Origin of the sequence: Clostridium sp. E02 (assembly GCF_003833015.1) — a bacterium.
Classification (GTDB): Bacteria; Bacillota; Clostridia; order Lachnospirales; family Lachnospiraceae; genus Lacrimispora.
The window spans coordinates 40125-62857 of record NZ_RJLQ01000022.1; the positions used below are offsets into that span (position 1 = coordinate 40125).

Annotated in this window: 19 protein-coding genes; 16 read left to right on the forward strand and 3 right to left on the reverse strand. The window is 38.6% G+C overall.

Annotated features, from left to right (window positions below):
- Positions 1 to 24: 24 nt before the first annotated feature.
- The 4 genes from EFT72_RS15825 (at position 25) to EFT72_RS15840 (ending at position 4129) form a co-directional block, all read left to right on the forward strand.
- Complete coding sequence (locus EFT72_RS15825; RefSeq protein WP_124067887.1) at positions 25 to 969, forward strand: ROK family glucokinase; 945 nt, start codon at positions 25 to 27, stop codon at positions 967 to 969.
- A gap of 312 nt (positions 970 to 1281) precedes the next feature.
- Positions 1282 to 2952, forward strand: coding sequence for a putative manganese-dependent inorganic diphosphatase (locus tag EFT72_RS15830; protein ID WP_124067888.1), 1671 nt, complete (start codon positions 1282 to 1284; stop codon positions 2950 to 2952).
- A gap of 14 nt (positions 2953 to 2966) precedes the next feature.
- Positions 2967 to 3608 (forward strand): flavin reductase family protein, encoded by a 642-nt coding sequence (locus EFT72_RS15835; protein ID WP_124067889.1) that lies wholly within the window; start codon positions 2967 to 2969, stop codon positions 3606 to 3608.
- Complete coding sequence (locus EFT72_RS15840; protein WP_124067890.1) at positions 3605 to 4129, forward strand: shikimate kinase; 525 nt, start codon at positions 3605 to 3607, stop codon at positions 4127 to 4129. Before EFT72_RS15835 ends, EFT72_RS15840 begins: the two co-directional genes overlap by 4 nt.
- Before the next feature lie 61 nt (positions 4130 to 4190).
- Here the strand turns inward: EFT72_RS15840 and EFT72_RS15845 are convergent, their stop codons facing one another.
- Entirely contained in the window at positions 4191 to 5870 is a 1680-nt protein-coding gene (locus EFT72_RS15845; RefSeq protein ID WP_164473189.1) for a methyl-accepting chemotaxis protein, read from the reverse strand.
- Between the two features lie 404 nt (positions 5871 to 6274).
- Between EFT72_RS15845 and EFT72_RS15850 the strand changes: the two genes are divergently transcribed.
- The 8 genes from EFT72_RS15850 to EFT72_RS15885 all read left to right on the forward strand — a co-directional run bounded on the left by EFT72_RS15850 (position 6275) and on the right by EFT72_RS15885 (position 19020).
- Positions 6275 to 8263 (forward strand): glycosyltransferase, encoded by a 1989-nt coding sequence (locus tag EFT72_RS15850; RefSeq protein ID WP_124067892.1) that lies wholly within the window; start codon positions 6275 to 6277, stop codon positions 8261 to 8263.
- 2 nt (positions 8264 to 8265) lie between these two features.
- Positions 8266 to 10134: a hypothetical protein gene (locus EFT72_RS15855; RefSeq protein WP_124067893.1), complete on the forward strand. Its 1869-nt coding sequence runs from the start codon at positions 8266 to 8268 to the stop codon at positions 10132 to 10134.
- A gap of 180 nt (positions 10135 to 10314) precedes the next feature.
- Entirely contained in the window at positions 10315 to 10995 is a 681-nt protein-coding gene (locus EFT72_RS15860) for a response regulator transcription factor (RefSeq protein ID WP_124067894.1), read from the forward strand.
- On the forward strand, positions 10974 to 12329 hold the full coding sequence (locus EFT72_RS15865) for a HAMP domain-containing sensor histidine kinase (RefSeq protein WP_124067895.1): 1356 nt from the start codon (positions 10974 to 10976) through the stop codon (positions 12327 to 12329). Before EFT72_RS15860 ends, EFT72_RS15865 begins: the two co-directional genes overlap by 22 nt.
- Before the next feature lie 173 nt (positions 12330 to 12502).
- Positions 12503 to 12676 carry a gallidermin/nisin family lantibiotic gene (locus tag EFT72_RS15870; RefSeq protein ID WP_124067896.1) on the forward strand — a complete coding sequence of 58 codons (174 nt, stop codon included), beginning with the start codon at positions 12503 to 12505 and terminating at the stop codon, positions 12674 to 12676.
- Positions 12677 to 12843: 167 nt separating this feature from the next.
- Entirely contained in the window at positions 12844 to 15927 is a 3084-nt protein-coding gene (locus EFT72_RS15875; RefSeq protein WP_124067897.1) for a lantibiotic dehydratase, read from the forward strand.
- Positions 15920 to 17746, forward strand: coding sequence for an ABC transporter ATP-binding protein (locus EFT72_RS15880; RefSeq protein ID WP_124067898.1), 1827 nt, complete (start codon positions 15920 to 15922; stop codon positions 17744 to 17746). Before EFT72_RS15875 ends, EFT72_RS15880 begins: the two co-directional genes overlap by 8 nt.
- A gap of 2 nt (positions 17747 to 17748) precedes the next feature.
- On the forward strand, positions 17749 to 19020 hold the full coding sequence (locus tag EFT72_RS15885) for a lanthionine synthetase C family protein (protein WP_124067899.1): 1272 nt from the start codon (positions 17749 to 17751) through the stop codon (positions 19018 to 19020).
- 41 nt (positions 19021 to 19061) lie between these two features.
- Here the strand turns inward: EFT72_RS15885 and EFT72_RS15890 are convergent, their stop codons facing one another.
- Positions 19062 to 19430, reverse strand: a complete 369-nt coding sequence (locus EFT72_RS15890; protein WP_124067900.1) for an HsmA family protein — start codon at positions 19428 to 19430, stop codon at positions 19062 to 19064.
- Positions 19431 to 19529: 99 nt separating this feature from the next.
- Between EFT72_RS15890 and EFT72_RS15895 the strand changes: the two genes are divergently transcribed.
- Complete coding sequence (locus EFT72_RS15895; RefSeq protein WP_124067901.1) at positions 19530 to 19775, forward strand: hypothetical protein; 246 nt, start codon at positions 19530 to 19532, stop codon at positions 19773 to 19775.
- Positions 19776 to 19905: 130 nt separating this feature from the next.
- Here the strand turns inward: EFT72_RS15895 and EFT72_RS15900 are convergent, their stop codons facing one another.
- On the reverse strand, positions 19906 to 20271 hold the full coding sequence (locus EFT72_RS15900) for a helix-turn-helix domain-containing protein (RefSeq protein WP_124067902.1): 366 nt from the start codon (positions 20269 to 20271) through the stop codon (positions 19906 to 19908).
- Positions 20272 to 20368: 97 nt separating this feature from the next.
- Between EFT72_RS15900 and EFT72_RS15905 the strand changes: the two genes are divergently transcribed.
- The 3 genes from EFT72_RS15905 to EFT72_RS15915 all read left to right on the forward strand — a co-directional run bounded on the left by EFT72_RS15905 (position 20369) and on the right by EFT72_RS15915 (position 22571).
- The gene (locus tag EFT72_RS15905; protein WP_124067903.1) at positions 20369 to 20953 is read left to right on the forward strand and encodes a flavodoxin family protein; all 585 of its coding nucleotides are present in this window, start codon (positions 20369 to 20371) and stop codon (positions 20951 to 20953) included.
- Positions 20954 to 21229: 276 nt separating this feature from the next.
- Positions 21230 to 21727, forward strand: coding sequence for an RNA polymerase sigma factor (locus EFT72_RS15910; RefSeq protein ID WP_243110038.1), 498 nt, complete (start codon positions 21230 to 21232; stop codon positions 21725 to 21727).
- On the forward strand, positions 21720 to 22571 hold the full coding sequence (locus EFT72_RS15915) for a DUF3298 and DUF4163 domain-containing protein (RefSeq protein WP_164473190.1): 852 nt from the start codon (positions 21720 to 21722) through the stop codon (positions 22569 to 22571). Before EFT72_RS15910 ends, EFT72_RS15915 begins: the two co-directional genes overlap by 8 nt.
- The last annotated feature ends 162 nt before the right edge of the window (positions 22572 to 22733 follow it).

Consider the following 22733-nt stretch of genomic DNA (forward strand, 5'->3'; position numbering starts at 1 on the left):
GAAAGCATAAAGGAGTTTAGGGCAATGGGAACGAAATGTATTGGGATTGATGTTGGGGGAACAACCGTAAAGATCGGTATATTTGAACATAGTGGTGAATTGCTGAAAAAGTGGGAAGTGGTCACTAGAAAAGAGAATTCTGGAAGCCATATCCTAACGGATGTCTCCTCCTCTATCTTAAAGAATCTGGAGGATCTTAGCATTCCTCTTGACGAAGTTAAGGGAGTGGGTTTGGGTGTTCCAGGTCCTGTTATGCCGGATGGATATGTGGAGGTCTGCGTTAATCTAGGCTGGAAAGACCAGTATCCAGGCAGAGATTTGAGTGCAATGCTACAGGGAATTCCAGTAATATGTGAAAACGATGCCAATGTGGCGGCTCTTGGTGAGATGTGGCAAGGCGGTGGCAAAGGATTTGATGATCTGGTTATGGTAACTCTTGGAACGGGTGTGGGAGGTGGCGTAATCAGAGATCAGAAGATCGTATCCGGAAAGCATGGACTGGCAGGAGAGATCGGTCATATGCATGTTCGGGAAGACGAGACGGAACGATGTAACTGTGGAGGCGTTGGTTGTTTAGAACAGATTGCAAGTGCTACCGGAATTGCCAGGGAAGCCAGGAGACAGATGTCTATGGTAGAGACCCCATCTTCTTTAAGAGCGTTCGGAGATCAGATCACAGCAAAAGAGGTCTTTGATGCAGCGAAAGCAGGAGATGAACTGGCACGTAAAGTGGTGGAACGTTTTGGTCACTATATGGGGATTGCACTGGCTCAGACCTCAATGATCATGGACCCAGAGGTCTTTGTGATCGGTGGAGGTGTTTCAAGAGCCGGTACATATCTAATTGATGAAATTTACCGACACTATGATAAATTTACGCCTATTTCAAAAAGTAAAAGCCAGATTGTGCTTGCGACTCTGGGCAATGATGCAGGAATCTATGGGGCAGCTAGAATGATTCTTGATTGATTCTAAATAAAAAGGGAGCGTCTGAAAGGTATAACTTTCAAAAGACGCTCCCTTTTCCGAATGGTGATATATAGAACCACTTATTTACAATTTACTAAATTATGATATAATGGGAATACTTCACGTGGAATGGATCTTTGGGGATGAGGAGACCTCGGTTGACAGACAACCGAGGCAATTATGAAAAATCTATGTGCAAATTGATGATTAAAACAAATTAATAATAATAATTTCTATACATTTAGTATAAAAAACACATATGAACAGAATGTGAACCCTGTGTAAATAGATTATGAAAAGAGGGAGGAAGACATGGGAAGCAGCAGAAAAAACAGAAAGACAATTGTGATTGGTCATAAAAATCCGGATACAGATTCCATATGTTCCGCAATCTGTTATGCGAATCTAAAAAATCTCGTGACTGGTGAGGAATATCTACCAGGGAGAGCGGGTCAAGTCAATGAAGAAACCCAATTTGTTCTCAAATATTTTGATGTGGAAGCACCGGAACTGATTCAGAATGTTAGAACTCAGGTTCTTGATATTGAGATCCGAGAGATCAAAGGGGTTCAAAAAAATCTCTCATTAAAAAAGGCTTGGAATTTGATGCAGGAAGCCAATGTAGTGACCATACCGGCAATCACAGAAGACGGTATGCTGGAAGGCTTAATTACGGTAGGTGACATTGCAAAGTCTTATATGAATGTATATGACAGCAGTATTCTTTCAAAAGCCAATACCCAGTACAGTAATATTATGGAAACCGTAGAGGGAGAATTGGTGATTGGGGAATCGACCGATTATTTCAATCATGGAAAAGTTCTAATCGCAGCAGCAAACCCGGATATGATGGAATATTATATCGCAAAGGGAGATCTGGTGATCTTAGGAAATCGTTATGAGTCACAGCTTTGTGCGATTGAGATGGAAGCTGCCTGTATCGTCGTTTGTGAGGGTGCAGCAGTCTCCATGACCATTAAAAAACTGGCACAGGAACGAGGGTGTGCAGTGATAACAACGCCTTATGATACCTATACGGCGGCAAGACTGGTGAACCAGAGCATGCCCATTAGTTATTTTATGAAGACGGAAGGGCTAATTACCTTTGAGGTTGAAGATTATATCGATGAAATAAAAGATGTAATGGCAAGTAAGCGCCACCGAGATTTCCCTATACTGGATAAAAATGGAAAGTATAAAGGGATGATTTCCCGCCGTAATCTGCTCGGTGCAAAGGGGAAACGCTTAATATTGGTGGATCACAACGAAAGAACCCAGGCAGTGGAAGGCATGGAAAGTGCTGAGGTTTTAGAAATCATAGACCACCACAGACTGGGGACGGTTGAAACCATCGCTCCTGTATTTTTCCGGAATCAGCCGGTGGGCTGTACCGCTACCATTATATTTCAAATGTATCAAGAGAACGGGATTGAGATAAAGCCAAAGATAGCAGGATTATTATGCAGTGCCATTATATCGGATACTCTGCTGTTCCGTTCCCCGACTTGTACGGATTCGGATCAGAAGGCGGCATTAAAGCTGGCGGAAATTGCAGGAATTCAGATCCACGATTACGCATCATCGATGTTTGCTGCGGGTAGTAATTTAAAAGGAAAGACGGTTGAAGAAATATTCTATCAGGATTTTAAAAAATTTAACTTTGGAAAGGTTTCCATTGGAGTGGGACAAATTAGTTCCTTAAATCCAAGCGAACTTGATGATTTAAAAGAGCGTCTTCTTCCTTATATCAAAAGGGCAAGAGAACAGCATGGCGTGGATATGATGTTTTTTATGCTTACCAATATACTGACTGAATCCACAGAACTTTTGTGCGAAGGGCAAGGGGCAAAGCAACTGATTGGTGGAGCGTTCCGTCAGGATGAGGATATCTCCAAAGAGGATGAACACAGTGTGAAATTACCGGGTGTGGTATCGCGTAAAAAACAGTTAATCCCCAGTGTTATGCTGGCGGTGCAGGAATAGGAGGATACCGTTCCATGAAACAACCGAAATATAGTGAAAAAAAGAAGTCAGATGGGGCAGAAAAAATAGATTGGAAACCTGGAAACATGCTTTATCCGGTACCGGTGGTTATGGTAAGCTGCAAACGGGATGGGGAAAAACCCAATATAATCACCGTTGCCTGGGCAGGAACCATCTGCTCAACGCCCGCTATGCTCTCAATCTCCATTCGTCCAGAACGGTATTCCTATGATATGATAAAGGAAACAGGGGAATTCGTTGTAAATTTGGTGACCCGGGATCAGGTTCGTGCCACTGATTATTGCGGCGTAAAATCAGGTAGGGATGTGGATAAATTCCAACAGATGAAGCTGACACCATTCCCTTTGAAAAATAGCAATGTCCCTGGAATTAAAGAATGTCCAGTGAATATTGCATGTAAAGTCACTGAGATAAAGCACTTAGGAAGCCATGATCTGTTTCTGGCAGAGGTGGTTGGGGTTACAGTTGACGGAAGCTATATGGATGAAAAAAACAAGTTTCATCTTAATCAGGCTGGTCTTGTCACTTATTCCCATGGAGAATATTTTGAACTTGGGAAAAGACTTGGGAGTTTTGGTTACTCGGTAAGAAAAACGGATAAAAAATCATCGGCCAGGAGGAAAAAAAGAGGATGAAAAAACTTGACAACATTACACTGATTGGGATGCCCGCTTCTGGGAAAAGTACCATTGGAGTGCTGTTAGCAAAACGCCTGGGATTTTCTTTTGTAGATGTGGACATTCTCATTCAGGAAAAAGAGCAGAGACTTTTAAAGGATATTATAAAAGACGAAGGCTTGGCTGGATTTCTAGACTTAGAAAATAGAGTAAATGCAGACCTTGATGTTGTAAAAAGTGTCATTGCTCCTGGGGGAAGCGTGATTTATGGGGAGGAAGCGATGGAACATTTAAAGTTCATTAGCACCTTGGTGTATTTAAAAATCAGCTATGAAAACTTGAAAGAGCGACTAGAAAATTTAACGGACCGTGGTGTTGCATTAAAAGATGGGATGACGCTAATGGATCTTTATGAAGAACGGATTCCATATTATGAGAAATATGCAGATATCACCATAGATGAGACTGACGTAGAGGCAGGCGTCATCGTGGATGAGTTAAGATCCATATTGGAAGAACAATTTGGACTAACGACTTAAGAGAGAAAGGGCAGAAAACTTTGGTTTCCTGCCCTTTCTAATGACTAAATTTGTAAAATTCTTATATTTTTAATTGAAATCGTGTCATAAGTGCTTTTAACATCTGTGCCTGTCCTGCCATTTCCTCACTTGCAGCTGCGCTTTCTTCAGAAGTAGCAGAATTGGTCTGAACCACACTGGCAATCTGATCAATTCCCTGAGTGACTTCTGATACGGAATAAGCTTGTTTCTCCGACGCAATGGAAATCTGATAAACGAGTTCAGCAACGGTATTAGCGGACGCGACTATACGGTCCATGGATTGGGCTGTCTCGTTGGCAATCTGGTTTCCAGATTCAATGGAAGTGAGTGCGCATTCGATGAGTTCGGCTGTGTTTTTAGAAGCTTCTGAACTTTTATTTGCAAGATTTCTGACTTCATCCGCAACCACTGCAAATCCTTTTCCGGCTTCTCCGGCTCTTGCAGCCTCTACGGCTGCATTCAAAGCCAAGATGTTAGTTTGGAATGCAATATCTTCAATGGTCTTAATTACTTTGCTGATCTCAGCAGATGCATCTTTAATGTTTGTCATAGCATCTGTTAAATTCTCCATCTGTTCTTTCCCAAAATTCAATTCCCTGGTCGTGGTTTCTACCTGGTCGTTTGTTTCTTTTGCATTGTCTGCATTTTGATTAACATTGCTAGAGATATCATTGATGGTGGCAGCTAGTTCCTGAATAGCGGATGCCTGCTCGGTTGCTCCCTGACTCAAAGCCTGGGCACTGTCTGCGACCTGATCGGATCCAGAGGCGACCTGGTCTGAAGCTTGGGTAATCTGGGTCATTACCTGGTTTAAGGAGCTTGTAAGATTTTGTATGGAAACTTGTACAGGTCGGAATTCTCCTTTGAACTCGTCCTGATCCAGTGGAATGTTAAAGTTGCCCTGGGAAAGTTCCTTGGTGGTAGATGAAATGTGTTCCATATAATACGAAACTCGTTGCATCATCGTTCTCATACTGTCCGCAAGCAGTCCCAGTTCATCGGATGAACGGTAAGTCAGTTTGCAGTTTAAATCTCCTTCTGCCATTCGATCCGCTACGAGTCTTATTTCATCAAGTGGTTTGGTGATTCCAATGGTAATTGCAAGAGCAATTAAGACAGAAATAACAATAGAAGATAATATAATGAGGATCATGATTCCGATAAAGATATTAGTCTGTATGGCAAGCTTGCTTGATTTTAATGTTCCATTATTGGATTTATCAGTCAGTATGGTGTTTATCGTATCGGAAATGTCGGCAGCCAATGGAGCCGCTTCGCTTCGAAAGAATGCCATGGATTTTTCCGAGGACTGACTCGTCAGATTAAGGGTTTGATCCCGGATGCCATCGTAAGTGGTCATTTTCTTGGAAAGCTGTTGATAAAGATCCTGTTCTTCTGGAGTCACCATTCGGGTTTTAACCTGTTCCATCTTTTGATGAATCACATTGATCTGGGTGTTAAGAACTTCTTTCTGATGTTTTGTTTCTTCAGAATTTTCTGCAAATATTATGTATAGAACTGTAGCCCTGTGTGCTTGAAATGCCTGTCCCAGACTGCCAATATCGCCTTGGGCAAATCCGTAATCATTCAGTTCTCTCTGGTATTCCTTATTCACGGTTCCAATTAGTAGGATGCCAATGGTTCCAGACAGGCCTGCAAATAATACAACAATAAGGAAGGTAATTAGTAACCTGTTTTTTACCTTTAATTTTTTTAGCATATTGTTCCCCTTTCTGAGCATAGATGTAATTAATTTAGTTACAGTTTAAGCCTTCTCTTTGCGTTATTCTTAGTACACTCTTTATCTTTCTGTAAATAATGGTATATATGTAAAATATTATAATATATCTCATCATAAAATAACTATCCAAATTATGGATAATGCTCATTATAATTTTATTTTTGACATTAGTCAAGAACAAAAAAATAATTGAGATCAATGTACCCCCTCCCCCCACAGGGAGGGGGTTTTGCGTATTGGGAATAAAGTTATTCTTTCCCAACCTTGTCTTACTGTTCCCATCCATAGATTACGGGATCGACAAAAGTTGACATAATGTTTAAAATGAAACATATGACGCAATATCAATCGGTTATGTAAATTGAAAATCAGGAGGAGTTATCATGAGCTGGGAAGAGAAAAAAAGAAATATAATTTTTATCTTGACAACTATTTTGATGACCGCTTATTTGGGATGGCGGATCTTTTTCACCCTGCCGATTCATGAGGGCGGATGGAATTTGCTATTTGGAATCCTTTTGATAACGGCAGAGATTGTGACTGTATTTACAACGTTTGAATTGTTTTTTCAGAAAATGAGGATGAATCGATTTCATTTAGAGTGTCCTGCGATTCCAAATGAAGCTTATCCCGATGTGGATGTCTTGATTGCGACACATAATGAGTCAGCAGAGCTTTTATATAAAACAGTAAATGCCTGTACGTTTCTAGATTATCCAGATAAAAGTAAGGTTCATATCTATCTATGCGATGATGGAAACAGAGAAGAAATTGCAAAACTTGCCAAAGATTTTGAAGTGGGTTATCTTGGATTATTGGAGAATAAACATGCGAAGTCTGGCAATCTAAACAATGCGTTAGAAAAGACGAATTCGCCGCTTATTGCGACATTTGATGCGGATATGATACCTCAGCGATCATTTCTTATGAAAACAGTTCCTTATTTTCTTTTATCTGAATTTAAAAAAGAAAGTGGTGTATGGAGGCTTAAGAAGGAAGAGGAACAACAAGAGCAATTCCGCCTTGGACTGGTGCAGACCCCTCAGAGTTTCTACAATCCAGATTTGTTTCAGTTTAATTTGTATGCAGAAAACAATATTCCCAATGAACAGGATTTTTTTTCCAAGGAAGTTAATATTATGAGAAATGCTTCCAATGCGGTTGCGTATACCGGAAGTAATACTGTGATTTTAAGAAAAGCGTTAACAGACATTGGAGGGTTTCCTTTAAAGACCATTACGGAAGATTTTGAGACAAGTATAAGGATACAGAAAGCTGGTTACATTACCTATGCAACAGATGAAATCTTGTCGGCGGGTTTAACAACTACGACTGTGAAAAGTATGCTTAAGCAACGGGTTCGTTGGGCAAGTGGGGTGATTCAGAGTCTTCAAAATACCAATGCTATTTTTTCTAAAAAACTTTCCATACTTGCAAGAATCACGTATTTAAATAGCTTTTTATACTGGTGGTCCTTTTTTAATCGGCTGATTTTTGTTCTTGCTCCTATACTGTTTGCATTGTTTGATTTTAAAATTGTAAACAGTGATTTCTGGGATGTGATTGTGTTCTGGCTGCCAGCATATTTTTTATACAGCATATCGATGCGGTATTTATCTAGCAACATACGGAACCAAAGATGGAGTCAGGTTATTGATACAATTTTTATGCCTTATATGATTGTACCTGTATTGCTTGAGACATTTCACATTCACCAGAGAACGTTTCGGGTTACGAATAAGAAAAAAGAAGGAAATGGACATAAATTCAAAGATTTGCTCTATGCAATTCCTCATCTTGCCTTATTGTTACTTTCTGTTATAGCAATGATCCGATTTGTGGATAATAAATATGGATGGGCCTTATTCTATAGCAGCATTATATTCTTTTGGCTGGCCTATAACATGGTCGCTTTGTGCTATGCAGTCTTTTTTATGCTTGGCCGCCCTGCTTTTCGCAGAAGCGAAAGGATACGAGCAAGGGAAAGGATTCAAATGAAGTGGGAAGAAGGCTCTTATGTTGCAGAGACAGTGGATTTGTCAGAAACAGGAATCGCTTTTTTTATGGATGAGTCGATATGTTTTCCGAAAGATCATCCCATTCATTTTACAATCACAACCCCGAATTATGAGGCAGAACTGCAAGGGAAAATTATTCATAAACGGGAGCAGTCTGGGGGCTGGCAGTATTCTGCAGAGGTTGAGGGAGTAAAAGACAAGCGTCAATATATGCAGATTATTTATGACAGAACGCATACACTTCCAAAGCAGATGGATTTATGGATTACGGCTTATGATGATTTACTTAGAAACATAAAGAAACGGATTCAACGCAGTCAGGTTATTATGAAGTTTCAAAAACAAGGGGGGTAACAATGCACACGATGATACAGGCAGCCCGAATACTATTGCTTATTTGCTCGTTATCCGGATATTTGGGAGTCGTATGGAAAAAAGGTAAGATTCAAACTGAATTTGTGCCCGTTTTTGTTTTTACGACAATTGCCTGTGTTGTGTATTTTTTTGGTCTGGCTGATATTTTATGGATTGGATCTTTGATCGTATTTTTGCTGGGACTGGTCTTCTTCTTCCTTTGGGTAGTCCTTCTATTTAAAAGAAAACTTGTTTTTTTCATTCAGGCTCCCTTGTTTCTGACTTTATTTGTAGTAGGGAGTCTGCCTTTTTTTTATCAACTTTTACACAGCACTCTGATTCATTACGATAATTTCTCCCATTGGGCGATCGTATTAAAACAGATCTTAAGCACCAATGCATTTCCAGATGCAGCCTCTGAACTCATTGACTTTAAAAATTATCCTCTTGGAACGACTTCTTTCCTATATTATGTCTGCCGTTTTGCCGGGGAGGATCAAGGGATTATGCTGGCTGGACAAGGGATCATGATTTTTTCGTGTTTTTATGCATTGTTTGGTATCATCAGGCAAAAACAGCGTTTTTTACTTTATGGTTTTCTTGCCGCAGGTCTTTTGGTACTTTCCATTTTTAATATTACCATTCGGATTAATAATCTTTTGGTTGATTTTCTACTTCCTATTGTTACGTTAGTTCTATTTGCAATCATCTATCGTTGTAAAAATAAATTAAATCAGGCTTGTGTGGTTGTGGTTCCCATTGCTGGATTTTTAATGATAATTAAGAATACAGGAGTGATTTATGCTGGAATGGGGCTTATGTATCTGGTGTTTCAATGGATCAAAAACAGAGATAAAAATTTCTTGAAAAGGGGTCTTGCCGTTGGTCTCACCATAGCCGCTTCCCTCGTGCCTTTTCTCTTATGGAGTCACCACACAACGGTTAAATTCCGGGGAGTAGAAAATAAATTTGAAACTTCATTAAACCAGATTGCTTTAAGCGGCGGTGGGAAGAATTCAGATGAGATCAGGCAGATCTCAACCTTGTTTTTTCAGTCTGTGTTTGATATTCATAGTCGTCCATTTATGGGGATACTGGGATTTCACTTGGCAGTCTTAGCCGCCACTTTAATTGGAGGGGTCGTTTTAAAGAAAAAGTGGAATATATGGAAAGTGTTGATTGCTCTAGATGGGGTTTTGGTGATTTATTATCTTGGAATTTTAGCTCTTTATCTTTATTCTATGCCACTAGACGAAGCCATAAGGCTGGCTGGGTTTGATCGTTATGCTTCTAGTATTGTGATTTTGTTTGCGGGAGGACTTATCCTTTGTGGAACAGTAGATATTGAACATTCTTTTTACTATCAAGAGAATCAGATGCCGGCTTACCGTGCATTTAAATCGGTCGAAAGTAAAGGTTGGTATCAAAAGGGGGTAATTGTATGCCTTGCGGTTGCAGTTATCTTACTTTTGTCCGAATACAATGGAATGGATATTATTCGGAAAGGAACCCAGAACACATTGCCTTACAAGGTTTGCAAGATAACAGGGGATCGGTGGTATCGAAATGGGTTGGTAGATAAGAACCGGTATCTATTTTATGCCTCTGATGAAAATAGCCAGGTGACCAATTATTACCTGCAATACATTGGAAAATATATGCTTTATGCCTCCCAGGTAGACGGAATCTGTGCATTTTATGAGGATAATTTGATTCATCTGTTACACAGGTATGAGTATCTCGTGATTGTAGAAAGCGATGTACAGGAAAAATATCTTCTTAAGAAACATTTCTCTGTAACAGGGGAAACTGGTGTCTACCAGATTCACATATCAGGGGATAAAGTCGCCTTAGAAAAAATAGATTTATAACCAATATCTAGTCCATTATAAACGTTAATAGTCAAGATTTTATCCATATTTGAGGAAGTATATATAAAATAATATAGAAAATTACCGCCAACTTTGATATAATAATAACAATAAAGACAAATTATTTGAAAGGAGATATAAGTACAAGGGGAGGCTTTGTATGCGTATAGGGTGGTGAATATGGAAAAGATACTTGTAATTGACGATGATGATGAGATTTTAAAGCTTATGAAAGCTTGTTTGAACAAACAGGGGTACTTGGTTTATACTATGGATAAAGCCTATCACCATTGCGTAGAAGATTTTAAGGGTTATGATATGATTTTACTTGATATTATGATGCCTGAAAAGGATGGGTATGAGGTGTTATCAGAGATCAGAGAGAAGGTTTCCTGCCCCATTATCTTTTTATCTGCACTCTCAAAAGAACATGAAAAAATCAAAGGGCTTCTAGCGGGTGCCGATGATTATATTGCAAAACCATTTAGTTTAGATGAATTAACAGCAAGGGTAAAGGCTCATCTGCGAAGAGAGAAAAGGGCTGCCGCACCGAAAACATTGGACGTGGATGGGGTGACCTTTTACTTAGAATCTAGAGAAATATATGTGAATGGGAAAAACATTCCTTTAACCAACTACGAATATAGAATCTGTGAACTTCTGGCGCAAAACAGAAATCGTGTATTTACCAAGGAAGAGTTATACAACCGGATTTATGAAGAGAACAGTGAGTCGGATGCGCAGATTCGAACCATTACAGAGTTCATTTATCAAGTGCGAAAGAAATTTTCAATACATAAGATAGAACCAATCAAGACAATCTGGGGGGTAGGTTACAAATGGGTAAACCAACAACCATAAAACGTCAGATTACGGTATTCTTGGTTCGCACTGGGCTCAGTATGGCAGCAGTAATAGTGTTTTGGTTTATCGTAACACAGATTCTTGCTGCCATTGGAGTTTTAATACCTCCCAATTATGCGGAAACTTATATTAAGTATAATACCAAAAATTTAATGAATGTCAATGAGATCTCGGAATCCATTCTTCCCCCTGGGGTATCCTTTGGTGTGTATTCGTATGAGAATCGGTATCTGTATGGGAATATGGAGAAAGAAGAGAGAGAACTAGCTTCCACAGTGGTTACAAAACGGTATTCCAATCTAATGGGTGACAATATGTACTATCTGATCAATCGGGAGCAAGATATGTGCGTCATTAAATATGGATATAAACCGATCTTACTCTTCGGAAAGTTTGAGTTTTTCCATTATAACCTGCTTTCCATGGGATTTATTTTATCCTTTTGTACCATTTCTTATCTATATGAATTAAACCGAATGACAAAACAATGGTTTTATTGTTTTCATTCTATTGAGAATCTGACTGAAACGATTCGCAATAAAGAACTAGAACTTACGTGTGCCAAAACAAATATCAAAGAGTTCGATCAGGTGATTCATTCCATGCAAGACATGTCAAGATGCCTAAAGGATTCCCTCCAGAATCAATGGACTATGGAGCAGACCAGAAATCAACAGATTGCATCTCTTGCCCATGATGTGAAAATTCCATTGACCATTATCAAAGGGAATGCAGAGCTATTAAAACTTGCAGATACGGAAAAGGAAAGACAGGAATATACCCAAAGTATATTGATGGGAGAGAGCCGGATTGAACACTATATAGAACATATTTTAAAACTCAGCCGTCTGGACCAATTATCTAAATTTAATAAAAAAGAAGTCAGTGCGGGTGGATGGTTCTGTTCCCTTGTCCGAGATGCAAAAGGACTTGCAAAAGTCTATGATTTGAACATAGAATATTCATCTCCAGAAACAGAGTTTAATTTATATATGGATCCGGCCTTTCTTACAAGCGCTATGTTAAATATTATTATGAATGCTTGCGAGCATTCTCCAGAAAAAAGCTCTGTTTTTCTAGATGGAAAAGTGGATGGGGAATTTGTGTTAAAAATAAGAGACAGTGGACCTGGGTTTTCCGAGGAAGCTAGAAAAAATGCGACAACCTTGTTTTATATGGAGGATAAAAGCAGAGGGAACTGGAATCACTATGGAATTGGTATGACAATGGCAAATCAGATCATTGCCGCTCACAGGGGAACTTTGACAATTTTCAATACCAGGGACTCTCATGGGTGTGTGACAGTAAGACTACCTATCAGTATAGGATAAATAAAAACGTATAATAAGATGAAATAAATGGAAAATTATAGAAACAATTAACAATTCATTGATAGTTCGCTGACAAATAGCTTGTACACTAAATATAGCGATTAGCGAACCGGTTTTTTTATCCAACCAGCTGGCTTTTCTGATCCATAATTTTCAAGAAGGGGGTGTGAATTATGGCAAAGTTTGATGATTTCGATTTGGACTTAAAAGCTACAAGCACAAAGAGTGGTGGAATATCACCAATGGTTACAAGTGTAAGTCTTTGTACGCCAGGCTGCATTACTGGAGTCATAATGACCTGTACGATCAAGACGGCTACTTGCGGCTGCCACGTCGCTGGAAAGTAATTACAGATTGCTTTCACAAATTCCAAATGACCAGACGATACGCTCAATCTGGGGATGGATGGTATTGAGTTTTAACCCAATACCATCTATTTTATTATTTCATGGAAAAAATAAAAGGATGCGTCTTACAGATTGATAGTTACGATAATTAAAAAGGGGCAATTGCGATGAAAAACAATACATTTGAGACGATCGGTACCTATATGATACGGGTCCCTTATAAACAGGAAGAGCAGGTTGACTTAGGAGAAGAATCGGTTCTTAAATTCTGCAAGGATCCTGTTTTTCAAGAGCAAATACTGATCGCCAGCCAGAATCTATATGAAACAATGATGACATTTCTTACGCATCCAGACGCACTTTCTGCAAAACAATCCCGTGATTTCCTATATTCCATTCGCAAATATATGATTCGCAGCGTTACCAGAACTACTCCATTTGGACTTTTTTCTGCTGTAGGGGTTGGGAAGGTTTTAGAGGAAGTTACTTTTAATCAGAAGTTGGGTCAAGTGATAAAATCGGTTCGACTGGATACGGAATGGATTTTTACGCTCATAGAAGAGTTAGAGAATACTTATCAGGATCAGATTCGATTTGTGATCAATCCTGCCTGCGTGGCAAGGGGAAATAGAGCGTTTCTTCTGTATACCACAGATGGAAAAGAGGAAGAAATCAGCGTACGAATATCCCCCTTGTTTCTTCTTGTTCAAAAAACGTGTGATACATACCTTTCATTCAAAGAGATTATAAATCAGATACGTAACGCCCATCCGGATGCACCAGAGGAGAAGATGGTTACTTATTTAACGAAATTGATGAAAAAAGGGTATCTCATATCTGATTTACGGCCTCCAGTTCGCAATCAGTTCAATTCTTTGGATTATCTGATTGGTAAACTATGGGAGTATAATAATACAGATTCCCTTGTTTCAAGCCTTGCTCTGGTTCGAACAAAGATCAAACAATATAGTATGGTGCCAATAGGGGAAGGAATTAAAATTTATAAACAAATAGAGCAAACGATGAAAGGGTTACTGCCAGCGAAGTCTTATTTGCAGGTAGATCTTCATCTAAAAAAAGAGATTTCCTTGTTTGATCAGGAGGCGGTTCATCAGTTGGAAGAAGCAGTGGGTCTATTTGTGGCATTATGCAGAAAAGAATCTTCACAAAAAACGTATCTGGATGAATATCGCGACCGATTCTTAGAACGATATGGGTATGAACGGGAGATTCCTATCTTAGAGTTACTGGATCCCATCAAAGGGATTGGTGCGCCAGATAGCTATGAACAACCACCCAATGCCAGAAAACAAATATCCAGTACACGAACAAACACCCAAGGAGAGCTTTCTGCTTATTTCCTTCAAAAGTTCTTAGAAGCACAAAAAAACAACAGTGGCATCCAATTAACAAAGGAGGAACTGGCTCCGTTTCTAAGCAAAGAATCTTTAAGCAGTCTGGATCCTTATTCTCTGGAACTATATTTATTTCCCAAAAAGCGAAATCATAAGTTGTGTTGGTATGTCAGTCCACTGGTTGGATCGGATCAGGCAGGGAAGACGTTTGGACGATTTGCAGGTGAAGGCAATGAATGTGAGACTGTAATTCGAGGGATTTGTAAGGACATAGCGAAACGAAAAAAAGATTCCATTTTAACCTGCTCCTTTCAATATCTGCCTTCCAAGAAACGTTACGGCAATGTAACCCGGGAAATAAACGATACAGATACAGAGATCTCGTTTTACACAACGCCATCTATGCCAAATCAACAGCTTGACCTAGATCAGGTGGTGGTTGGTATTGATTTAAAGAATAATTTTTATCTGGTTGATTTGAGCAGTCAAAAGTTTTTGAAAGCATATTCCTTTCATATGTTTAACCCATTGCTTCAACCCAATGTATTAAGACTTATAATGGATATTTCAAACGATCATACCGTTTCTTTTGGCTGCTTTCCATGGTTGGAAGTGTATCAGAAGTTTGATGATGTGCCAAGAATTTCTTACGAAAACTTTGTTCTATCTGGTGCCAGATGGAAACTGACCATGGAACGATTGAAACTGAAAAAGGAAGCGTCTCTCTCCGCGTTTACTCAGGCCTTTCAAAGCGTTCGAAAAACCTGTAATTTACCAGATGAAATATACATAAGTTATGAGGACAATCGACTTAAAATCCATCTGAATCAATCCGAAGATCTGCAGGTTCTCTACATGGAAATGAAGAAAAGTAAAACGGGATATTTAATATTGGAAGAGGTGGAGGAGGGGGAAAACTTACTTGTGGATGGGGAGGGACATTCCCACTGCTGCGAGGTGGTCGTGCCGTTTGTAAATCAAACCTTCGAATATCCAGAGGTAGACCGAGTTTCTCCCTATAGAAAGATAGAGGATTCAGATCGATTGATTCTCCCCTATGATGGCTGGCTCTATATAAATCTTTATACCACAAGAAACAGGGAAGAAGAAATGATAGCCATAGAAATCCCGGAATTTTTTGAAACAAAGGCATTGGCGGAAGAGGTAGCTTACTTTTTCATACGTTATCAGGATCCGGATGCTCATATCCGCCTACGGATTCGTGGGAAAAGAGACTGCCTAAACAGACTGTCTCCAGATTTGTTTTTCTGGATTGATAAGCTTCTAGAAAATCAGCTAATTTCCCGGTTTTCTATGTTACCTTATGAAAGAGAGGTAGAACGGTATGGTGGTTGCTCCTTAATTGGCAGGGCGGAAGACTTTTTTATCGTGGATAGTTTTGTGGTGTCCTCATTTCTTCAATCAATTCGAATGGGAACGACGGAATCTTCATTGGAGGAGCTTTGTGTCCTCTCTCTTTTGTTTCTTGTGATTGATTGGTATGAGAACTATACGGATGCGATGGAATTTATGACAGACCGGTATGAATCCAAAGAATGGAACCATGATTTTAAAAAAGAGAAAGATAAATACTTAAAAATCTGTGATATGGAACAGGACTTTGCCAGTCTTAAAACGGAAAAAAACAGCAGCATGTTAAATCTTCTGAATCAGTATAGAAAACCGATTCGCGAACTGATATCATGTTACCATAAGTCAGAAGACACTACCAACACGTTGCCAGGTATATTAAGCAGTCTATTGCATATGCATTGCAACCGAATGCTATCGACGGACCAGATGCAGGAAGAAAAGATAATGGCTTATTGTGAAAAAATAATGTATGCAAAAAGCTACCGGATGAAGCAAAAAGGATTGGTGGATTCACATGGATAAAGAGAATAAGACCCTTACATTTCAAGGAATTATTATAACATTAAAAAAGATTCCAAAGACCCTAAGATTGTTATGGTCGATAGACCCTAAAGACACGGTAATCATAGTGGGATTTCATGTAATCATAGGTATTTTTCCAATCCTAACGGTTCTTTTATCTCAGGCTCTTATTAATAATCTGGTGAAAGAAGGGGCGAGTTTAAATATAGTATTAGCTGTTTTTTTGACTTATATGGTGGCTACGCTTTTATCTGAGCTATTTGCTCAATTTTCGGGATACTTTCAAAATTTGTTTCAGTTTGATATTCAGTATAAGCTAAAATATAAGATGATGGAACAATGTGCCCTCTTAAGCTTAGAAGACTTTGAAGATCCACAAACCTATGATTCGGTGGAAAAATTGATGGGAGAAGTTACTTATAAGCCTTATCAGATGTTTACGGCAATCATTGGAATCATTAGTTCATCCATTACGATGGTATCGTCTATCATTTTGATCTTTTCCTGGCATCCCATTTTTGCTGTGTTTCTTTTGTTTACCCCCCTGGCCTCCATTCTATACTTTCTAAGAATTGGTCAGTCCGAGTTTATTATGATGTGGGACAGAGCGAAGGACGAACGAAAATCTTGGTATCTCAGTTATTTGACAACCCATGATTTTTCTTTTAAGGAAATGAATCTATTTGGTACGAAACCGTATTTTATGGAACAGTACTGGAAAATCAGTGAGAAGTTTATTCTTCAAAATAAACAGATTTTGAAAAGAAAGACAGTTTTTAATGTTATATATGAGATTGTATTGCAGGGGATCAGCGTCTTTATCATCGGGGTATCGGTGATGGAAGCTTTTTATAAAAAAATACAGGTTGGTAATGTGCTTAGTTATATTCGAGGTGTTTCCTTGATACAGAATAATTCCCAATCTATCATGGAATGTATTTATATTGCTTATAATTGCACTCTTTACATGGAACAGCTCTATGCTTTTTTAGAGGAAAAGAAGCCGATGAAAAGAGAGGAATTACTTACCAGTCTTAAGGGAGAGGTAAAAGAGATTCGCCTTGAGAATCTTACATTCCGGTATAAGAGCAGCAAAACGGACGACGCATTAAAAGGGGTTAGTTTACAGATTAAAAAAGGAGATCACATCGCAATTGTAGGAAAGAATGGTTCTGGAAAAAGTACCATAGCAAAAATGATAGCAGGTCTTTATCCAGTATCGAAAGGTCAGTTTTTTATCAATCAAATAGATATTACAGATCTTGACATTGATCAGTACAAACAAAAGATATCGGTACTGTTTCAGGATTTTGTAAAATACGAAATGCCTGTAAGGGAAAACATAGGATTGAGTAAAGTAGAAGACTTGGAAAATCTAGATAAAATGCGCCAGATTGCCAGTCAGGTGGGGCTTGATTTCTTGGAAACAGATGGAACCCTTAACCTTTCGATGCAGCTAGGCAGTTGGTTTGACGAAGGCAGGCAGTTATCGCAGGGACAATGGCAGAAGGTTGCTCTTTGCAGAACCTTTTTCCGTGATGCGTCTGTATACATTCTAGATGAACCGAACTCCGCTCTTGATCCGGTTTCGGAAAAGATTATACTGGATCTCTTCTTTTTGTTGACCAGGGATCAGATTGGGATCTTTATCTCCCATAAGATTAATGCAGCAAAGCTGGCTGATCGCATCGTTGTGATGGATGATGGAAGGATTGTGGGTACAGGGACACATGATTCGCTTATGAAAAACTGCAGCCAGTACAGAGATTTATATTACGCGGAAAACTATACCCAAGAGGAAAAAGCGGAGGAGGTGTGAATATGAGTATAGATACGCTCGCAATTATAAAAAAGATTGGGAAAAAAATAGCGAGGACAGATCTAGAAAAGGAGTTTCCCCTCAATGAATTTGAGACATTAACGCTACATTCTGGTCTACCAGGGCTGGTGCTATTCTACGGGGAGCTGCAGCAGGCATTCCCAGAGGAAGGGTGGGATGAAACGGGGAATAAGTTTCTGACCAGACTGGTAAGCGCTATAAAACAGCAGGGAATTCCCTCGTTATCTATGTTTTCAGGAGCAGCAGGAATGGGGCTGGCAGCCGTTTGCTTATCAGAAAATTTTAAGTATTACAATCATTTTATTTCAAATGTGAATGAGATGATCAAAGAGCAGCTTTTCAGTTACATAGGGGATGAACCAACGCATGGAATTCATATGCAGGTATATGATGTCATCGAAGGGCTGTCTGGGATTCTAAACTACCTTCTTTTGTTCCGTGAGGATGAGGGCATACGTTCGGCTTTGGAATCAGGTCTTAATTACCTTGTCACGTTAATCACCCGGCAAATTCATGTGAAAGGCACCAATGTCCCTGGTTGGTATGTTCCATCGGAGTACCAATTTTCTGCGATGGAGAGTCAGATTTATCCCAATGGAAATTTTAATACCAGTATGTCTCATGGAGTTGCCGGACCTTTGGCTTTATTGTCACGATGCTGCTTACAGGGCGTTGTGGTGAAAGGGCAAAAGAGAGCCATTGAGACCCTGATTGATTTTTTAAACTGGAGCAAACAGCGTGATGAGAAACGGATTTTCTGGAAAGGACAGATTGATTTTTTAGAGTATCAAATGAAATGTGTGAATGATGAACATAGTATTCGCAGAGATGCCTGGTGCTATGGCCCCCCTGGTATTTGTTATGGAATGGCATTGGGCGCAAAAGCGTTGAATAATCACGTTCTACTTCACGAGGTAGAAGGGGTTTTTATGGATGCCATTCATGATATAAGGGGGATTTTTTCTCCTACGTTTTGTCATGGATATGCAGGACTTTATCAGATGGTTCAGGCCATGGAACAGCTGACTGGTAAAAGCTACTTAAGGGAACGAGATCGCTTAAAACAGAATATAGTAAGTTATTATAATGAGAGCAATCCGTATGGATTTAATAATGTTGAAACAGAGGGACCGGATCTCATTGAGAGAGCCTCGACCGGTCTGCTAACCGGAGCAACAGGAACTTGTCTTGCTTTATTAAGTGGGGAGTTAGGATCGGAGAAGCAGCTTTGGCAAAATGCGTTTTTGCTATAATTTAGAAGTAACCCCCATGTGAGGATGCCTTTATGGATTATTTATCGGATCATGTGTGCAAACATGCCGGAGAAATAAGGAATCAGCCAGATCAGCCACACAATCACGCTAAATTTGTGGAATTTAGCCATAACTATATCATTCTTCTGTTTGAAAACTACCGTTGCCCAGATTGTGTGAATCAACATAAGTACAATGGCAGCAATTCCAGTCACGGTATGAAAGCTTATGCTGTTTTGTCCACCAGCCAGACGGATCATCAATGCCGTTCCGGTTGTGTCACAGGCAAATCCAGCCCAGAATGCAGCAAGATGCCAGGATTTTAAAGTCTTTTGCAGCTTCTCACCGAAAACACCCAGCGTATAAAAAATTAAAGCAAGAGTAATAAAAAGTATTGCGAAAAAAAGCATTCAAAGCCCTCCTTTTTTATAAAATAATTTTGATTAATAACAGATAATTGATACAATAAAATCATAGACCATTGAATCTAACATTGCAAGGAGGTTCCAATGAAAAGACATACCGATTATAAAAAATCATTAAACTTATTTAAAAATATTACGTTTGTTTTATTAATCGTTGCAGCTGGAATGATAGCTTTTAGTAAGTATAGAATCCTAGGTGTGATATTAGTTTTTATTTCATTATTTTTAGAGTGGAAGTTTTATAGATGTCCACATTGTAAAAAAGCATTCGATCCAAGAATAAATTTGACTCAATATGATCATTGTCCTTATTGTGGTGAAAAGATATAAAAAACAAATGAGACTTTCTATATTCTGGGACTTTTCTGACATATAATTTCTTTAAAATCGGTAAAATAAAAGTAGCTTATTTGCTATTTCATTCTCCACAGGGATAAAAGAACCTGAATAAGCTTATTTTCTAAGAACAATAATTATCCTTATTTTGTATTCTATTTTCTACTCCCCATTCGCACATCATATTTAAAACAGGAATTAGGGATTTTCCGCGATCTGTTAAAAAATATTCAACTTTCGGCGGTATTTGCGGATACTCTTTTCGAACTATAAGCCGGTCTGCCTCTAATTCCTTCAGAGTTGTTGAAAGTGTTTTGAAAGAAATTGTACCAATGGCGCGTTTTAACTCATTAAAACGCATAACATCCTTGTATTCTGCGAGCCAGTACATAATAATCATTTTATATTTACCGCCAATTATGGATAGAGTATATCCAAAGCCTGTATCTTTAATATCAACTCCTGTGGGGCTACAATCTTCAATTGCCATTTACGCTCTCCTTTGAGATAGTATATAACTTAAATGTGCGTACTTCTTTTTTTAAAATATTATACTATAATTAAGTAAAAGTAAAGGAGGTAATCTTATGAGCAGAAAAATCTTAGTATTAACTGGTAGTCCTCGCAGAGGTGGAAACAGCGACATGCTTGCGGATGCTTTTATGAAAGGTGCCGAAGCGGCAGGACACGAAATAACAAAATTTGGGTGCGGTCATAAGAACATAAGACCATGCATTGCTTGTAATGCGTGCTATTCTAAAGCGGGAGCATGTGCTTTTGGAGATGACTTCAATCAACTTGCACCATTATTGGAACATTCGGATATGATTGTACTTGTAACGCCAATGTACTGGTTTACGTTTCCAGCACAGCTAAAAGCCGGACTTGATAAAATGTATGCGCTGCTGATTGGTGGACGCCAAAGTTCAATAAAAGAAAGTATGCTGCTTGCTTGTGGTGAATGCGAAGAACAATCTGATTTTGATGGACTTGTAAAGACTTATCAAAGGATTGCAATTTATCAAAGCTGGAAAGACGCAGGAGTACTTGCGGCTCCGGCTGTTTTAGAAAAAGGTGATATCCTGAAAACCGATTTTCTGGAAAAGGCCGAGCAGATGGGGCGGGCAATTAGGATAGATGCGTTTATAAGTCAGGGTATAGGAATGGGTTAAATAGGGAATAAAATTATATATATTTTATTTAAAATAAGCTCTATTTTGGTAAGAATTAAGGTGTTAAAATTCTTATTAAAAAAGAGCTTTTTTATAGATGTATGAAGGTGAGGGAATGCTTACGGGAATGACAACAAACCGGATGCAGAATGAAAAACGAATCCAATTGGCTCTCTTCAAGAAATTAATTTATCTTACCTTCAACTTTTTGCTAATAAGCTTTGTCTAATTAATATAAAGCACGAAAATAAAGGAACGTTAAGGAGGGAAAATGTTTTGCAGCAAATTGATAGCAAACTTGATATACTCAAAAAATATATTCTGAGTGATCAAAACAAATTTTACCGGCTAGCCTATAGTTACACGAAGAACAGTGACGAAGCCGCAGATGTCGTACAAGAAGCAATCTGTAAAGCGATAGAAAAAGTGAACACACTTCGTAAAATAGAATATGTAAAGACTTGGTTTTACCGGATACTTATTAACGAAAGTCTCAATTACATACGAAAAAATAAAAGATATATTCAAGATGAAAGAATATCTGATAATGCTATCTACGAGGATAAAGATATTGCTCAAAGCTATACAGTATTAAATGCCATCTTTGGATTAGAACCAAAAATGAGGACAATAGTCATTCTTAGATACTATGAGGATATGAAATTAACTGAAATTGCAAAAGTTACAAGCTGTAACGTAAACACCGTTAAATCGCGTTTGTATAAGGCACTTGATCTTTTGAAAGTATCAATAGGAGGCGATGATTTTGAATAAATTTGAAGAAGCTAAAAAAATATATGAAACTATAACCCCGCCTAAGTTTTATAATCAAATGGTTGAACAGGCGGTTAATGGAGATGTTTTGGTACGAAAAAAAACAAATCATTATATATGGTATAAAATGGTAACAGCAAGTGCAGCAGCAGTGTTTGCAATCTTTGTTATTATGCTAAACACGATTCCCTCATTTGCTTCAGCCGCATATGAGATTCCTGTATTAGGTGATATTGCCCGTGTGTTTACTTTCCGGGAATATCAATTGTCCAGTAATGTCTATGATATTCAGGTCGAAGTGCCATCTATTAGAAATACGAGAGACACGGACTTAGAAAAGCGTGTTAATAACCAGATTCAGGATAGAATCGATCAAATTGTAGAAAACGCAAAACAACGCGGAAAGCAAGCGATTGATGATCAGTTGGCGGAAGGTGGAAAAGAAGATTTAATACCTTTCCACATTATGATTACATATGAATTAAAATCCAGCAATGAAAATACGCTTTCATTTGTAGTCAACGATACGGAGTCTTCCGTGACCTCCTACACCTATCAGACTTTTTATAATATAGACTTAAAAACCCATAAAGATATTACTTTATCTGATAAATTGGGCGGGGATTATTCGAAAATAATTGTGGACAGCATTCAGAAACAGATAGAACAGCGTATACAGGAACATCCTGATTGGTCCTATACAGTCACGGAGACAGATTTAAAGGAAATGGTAAATGATATAAAATTCTATATTAATGATGTAGGCAATGTGGTTATTTCTTTTGATAAGGGAGAAATTGCACCTCCACCTATGGGCATACAGGATTTCGAAATTATTATATAAAATGAATTTAAAATAAAGCTACAATCCAAATGTGATAAAATATCCTCAAATTGATGGTTTGGGAAATGATTCAAGGGACTTCCTATGTGGAGGGAGGAGGAATTGACCAATGAGGCAGTAAAAAGTCATGAAAATGATAATCAGTCAACCGAAATTCGTAAC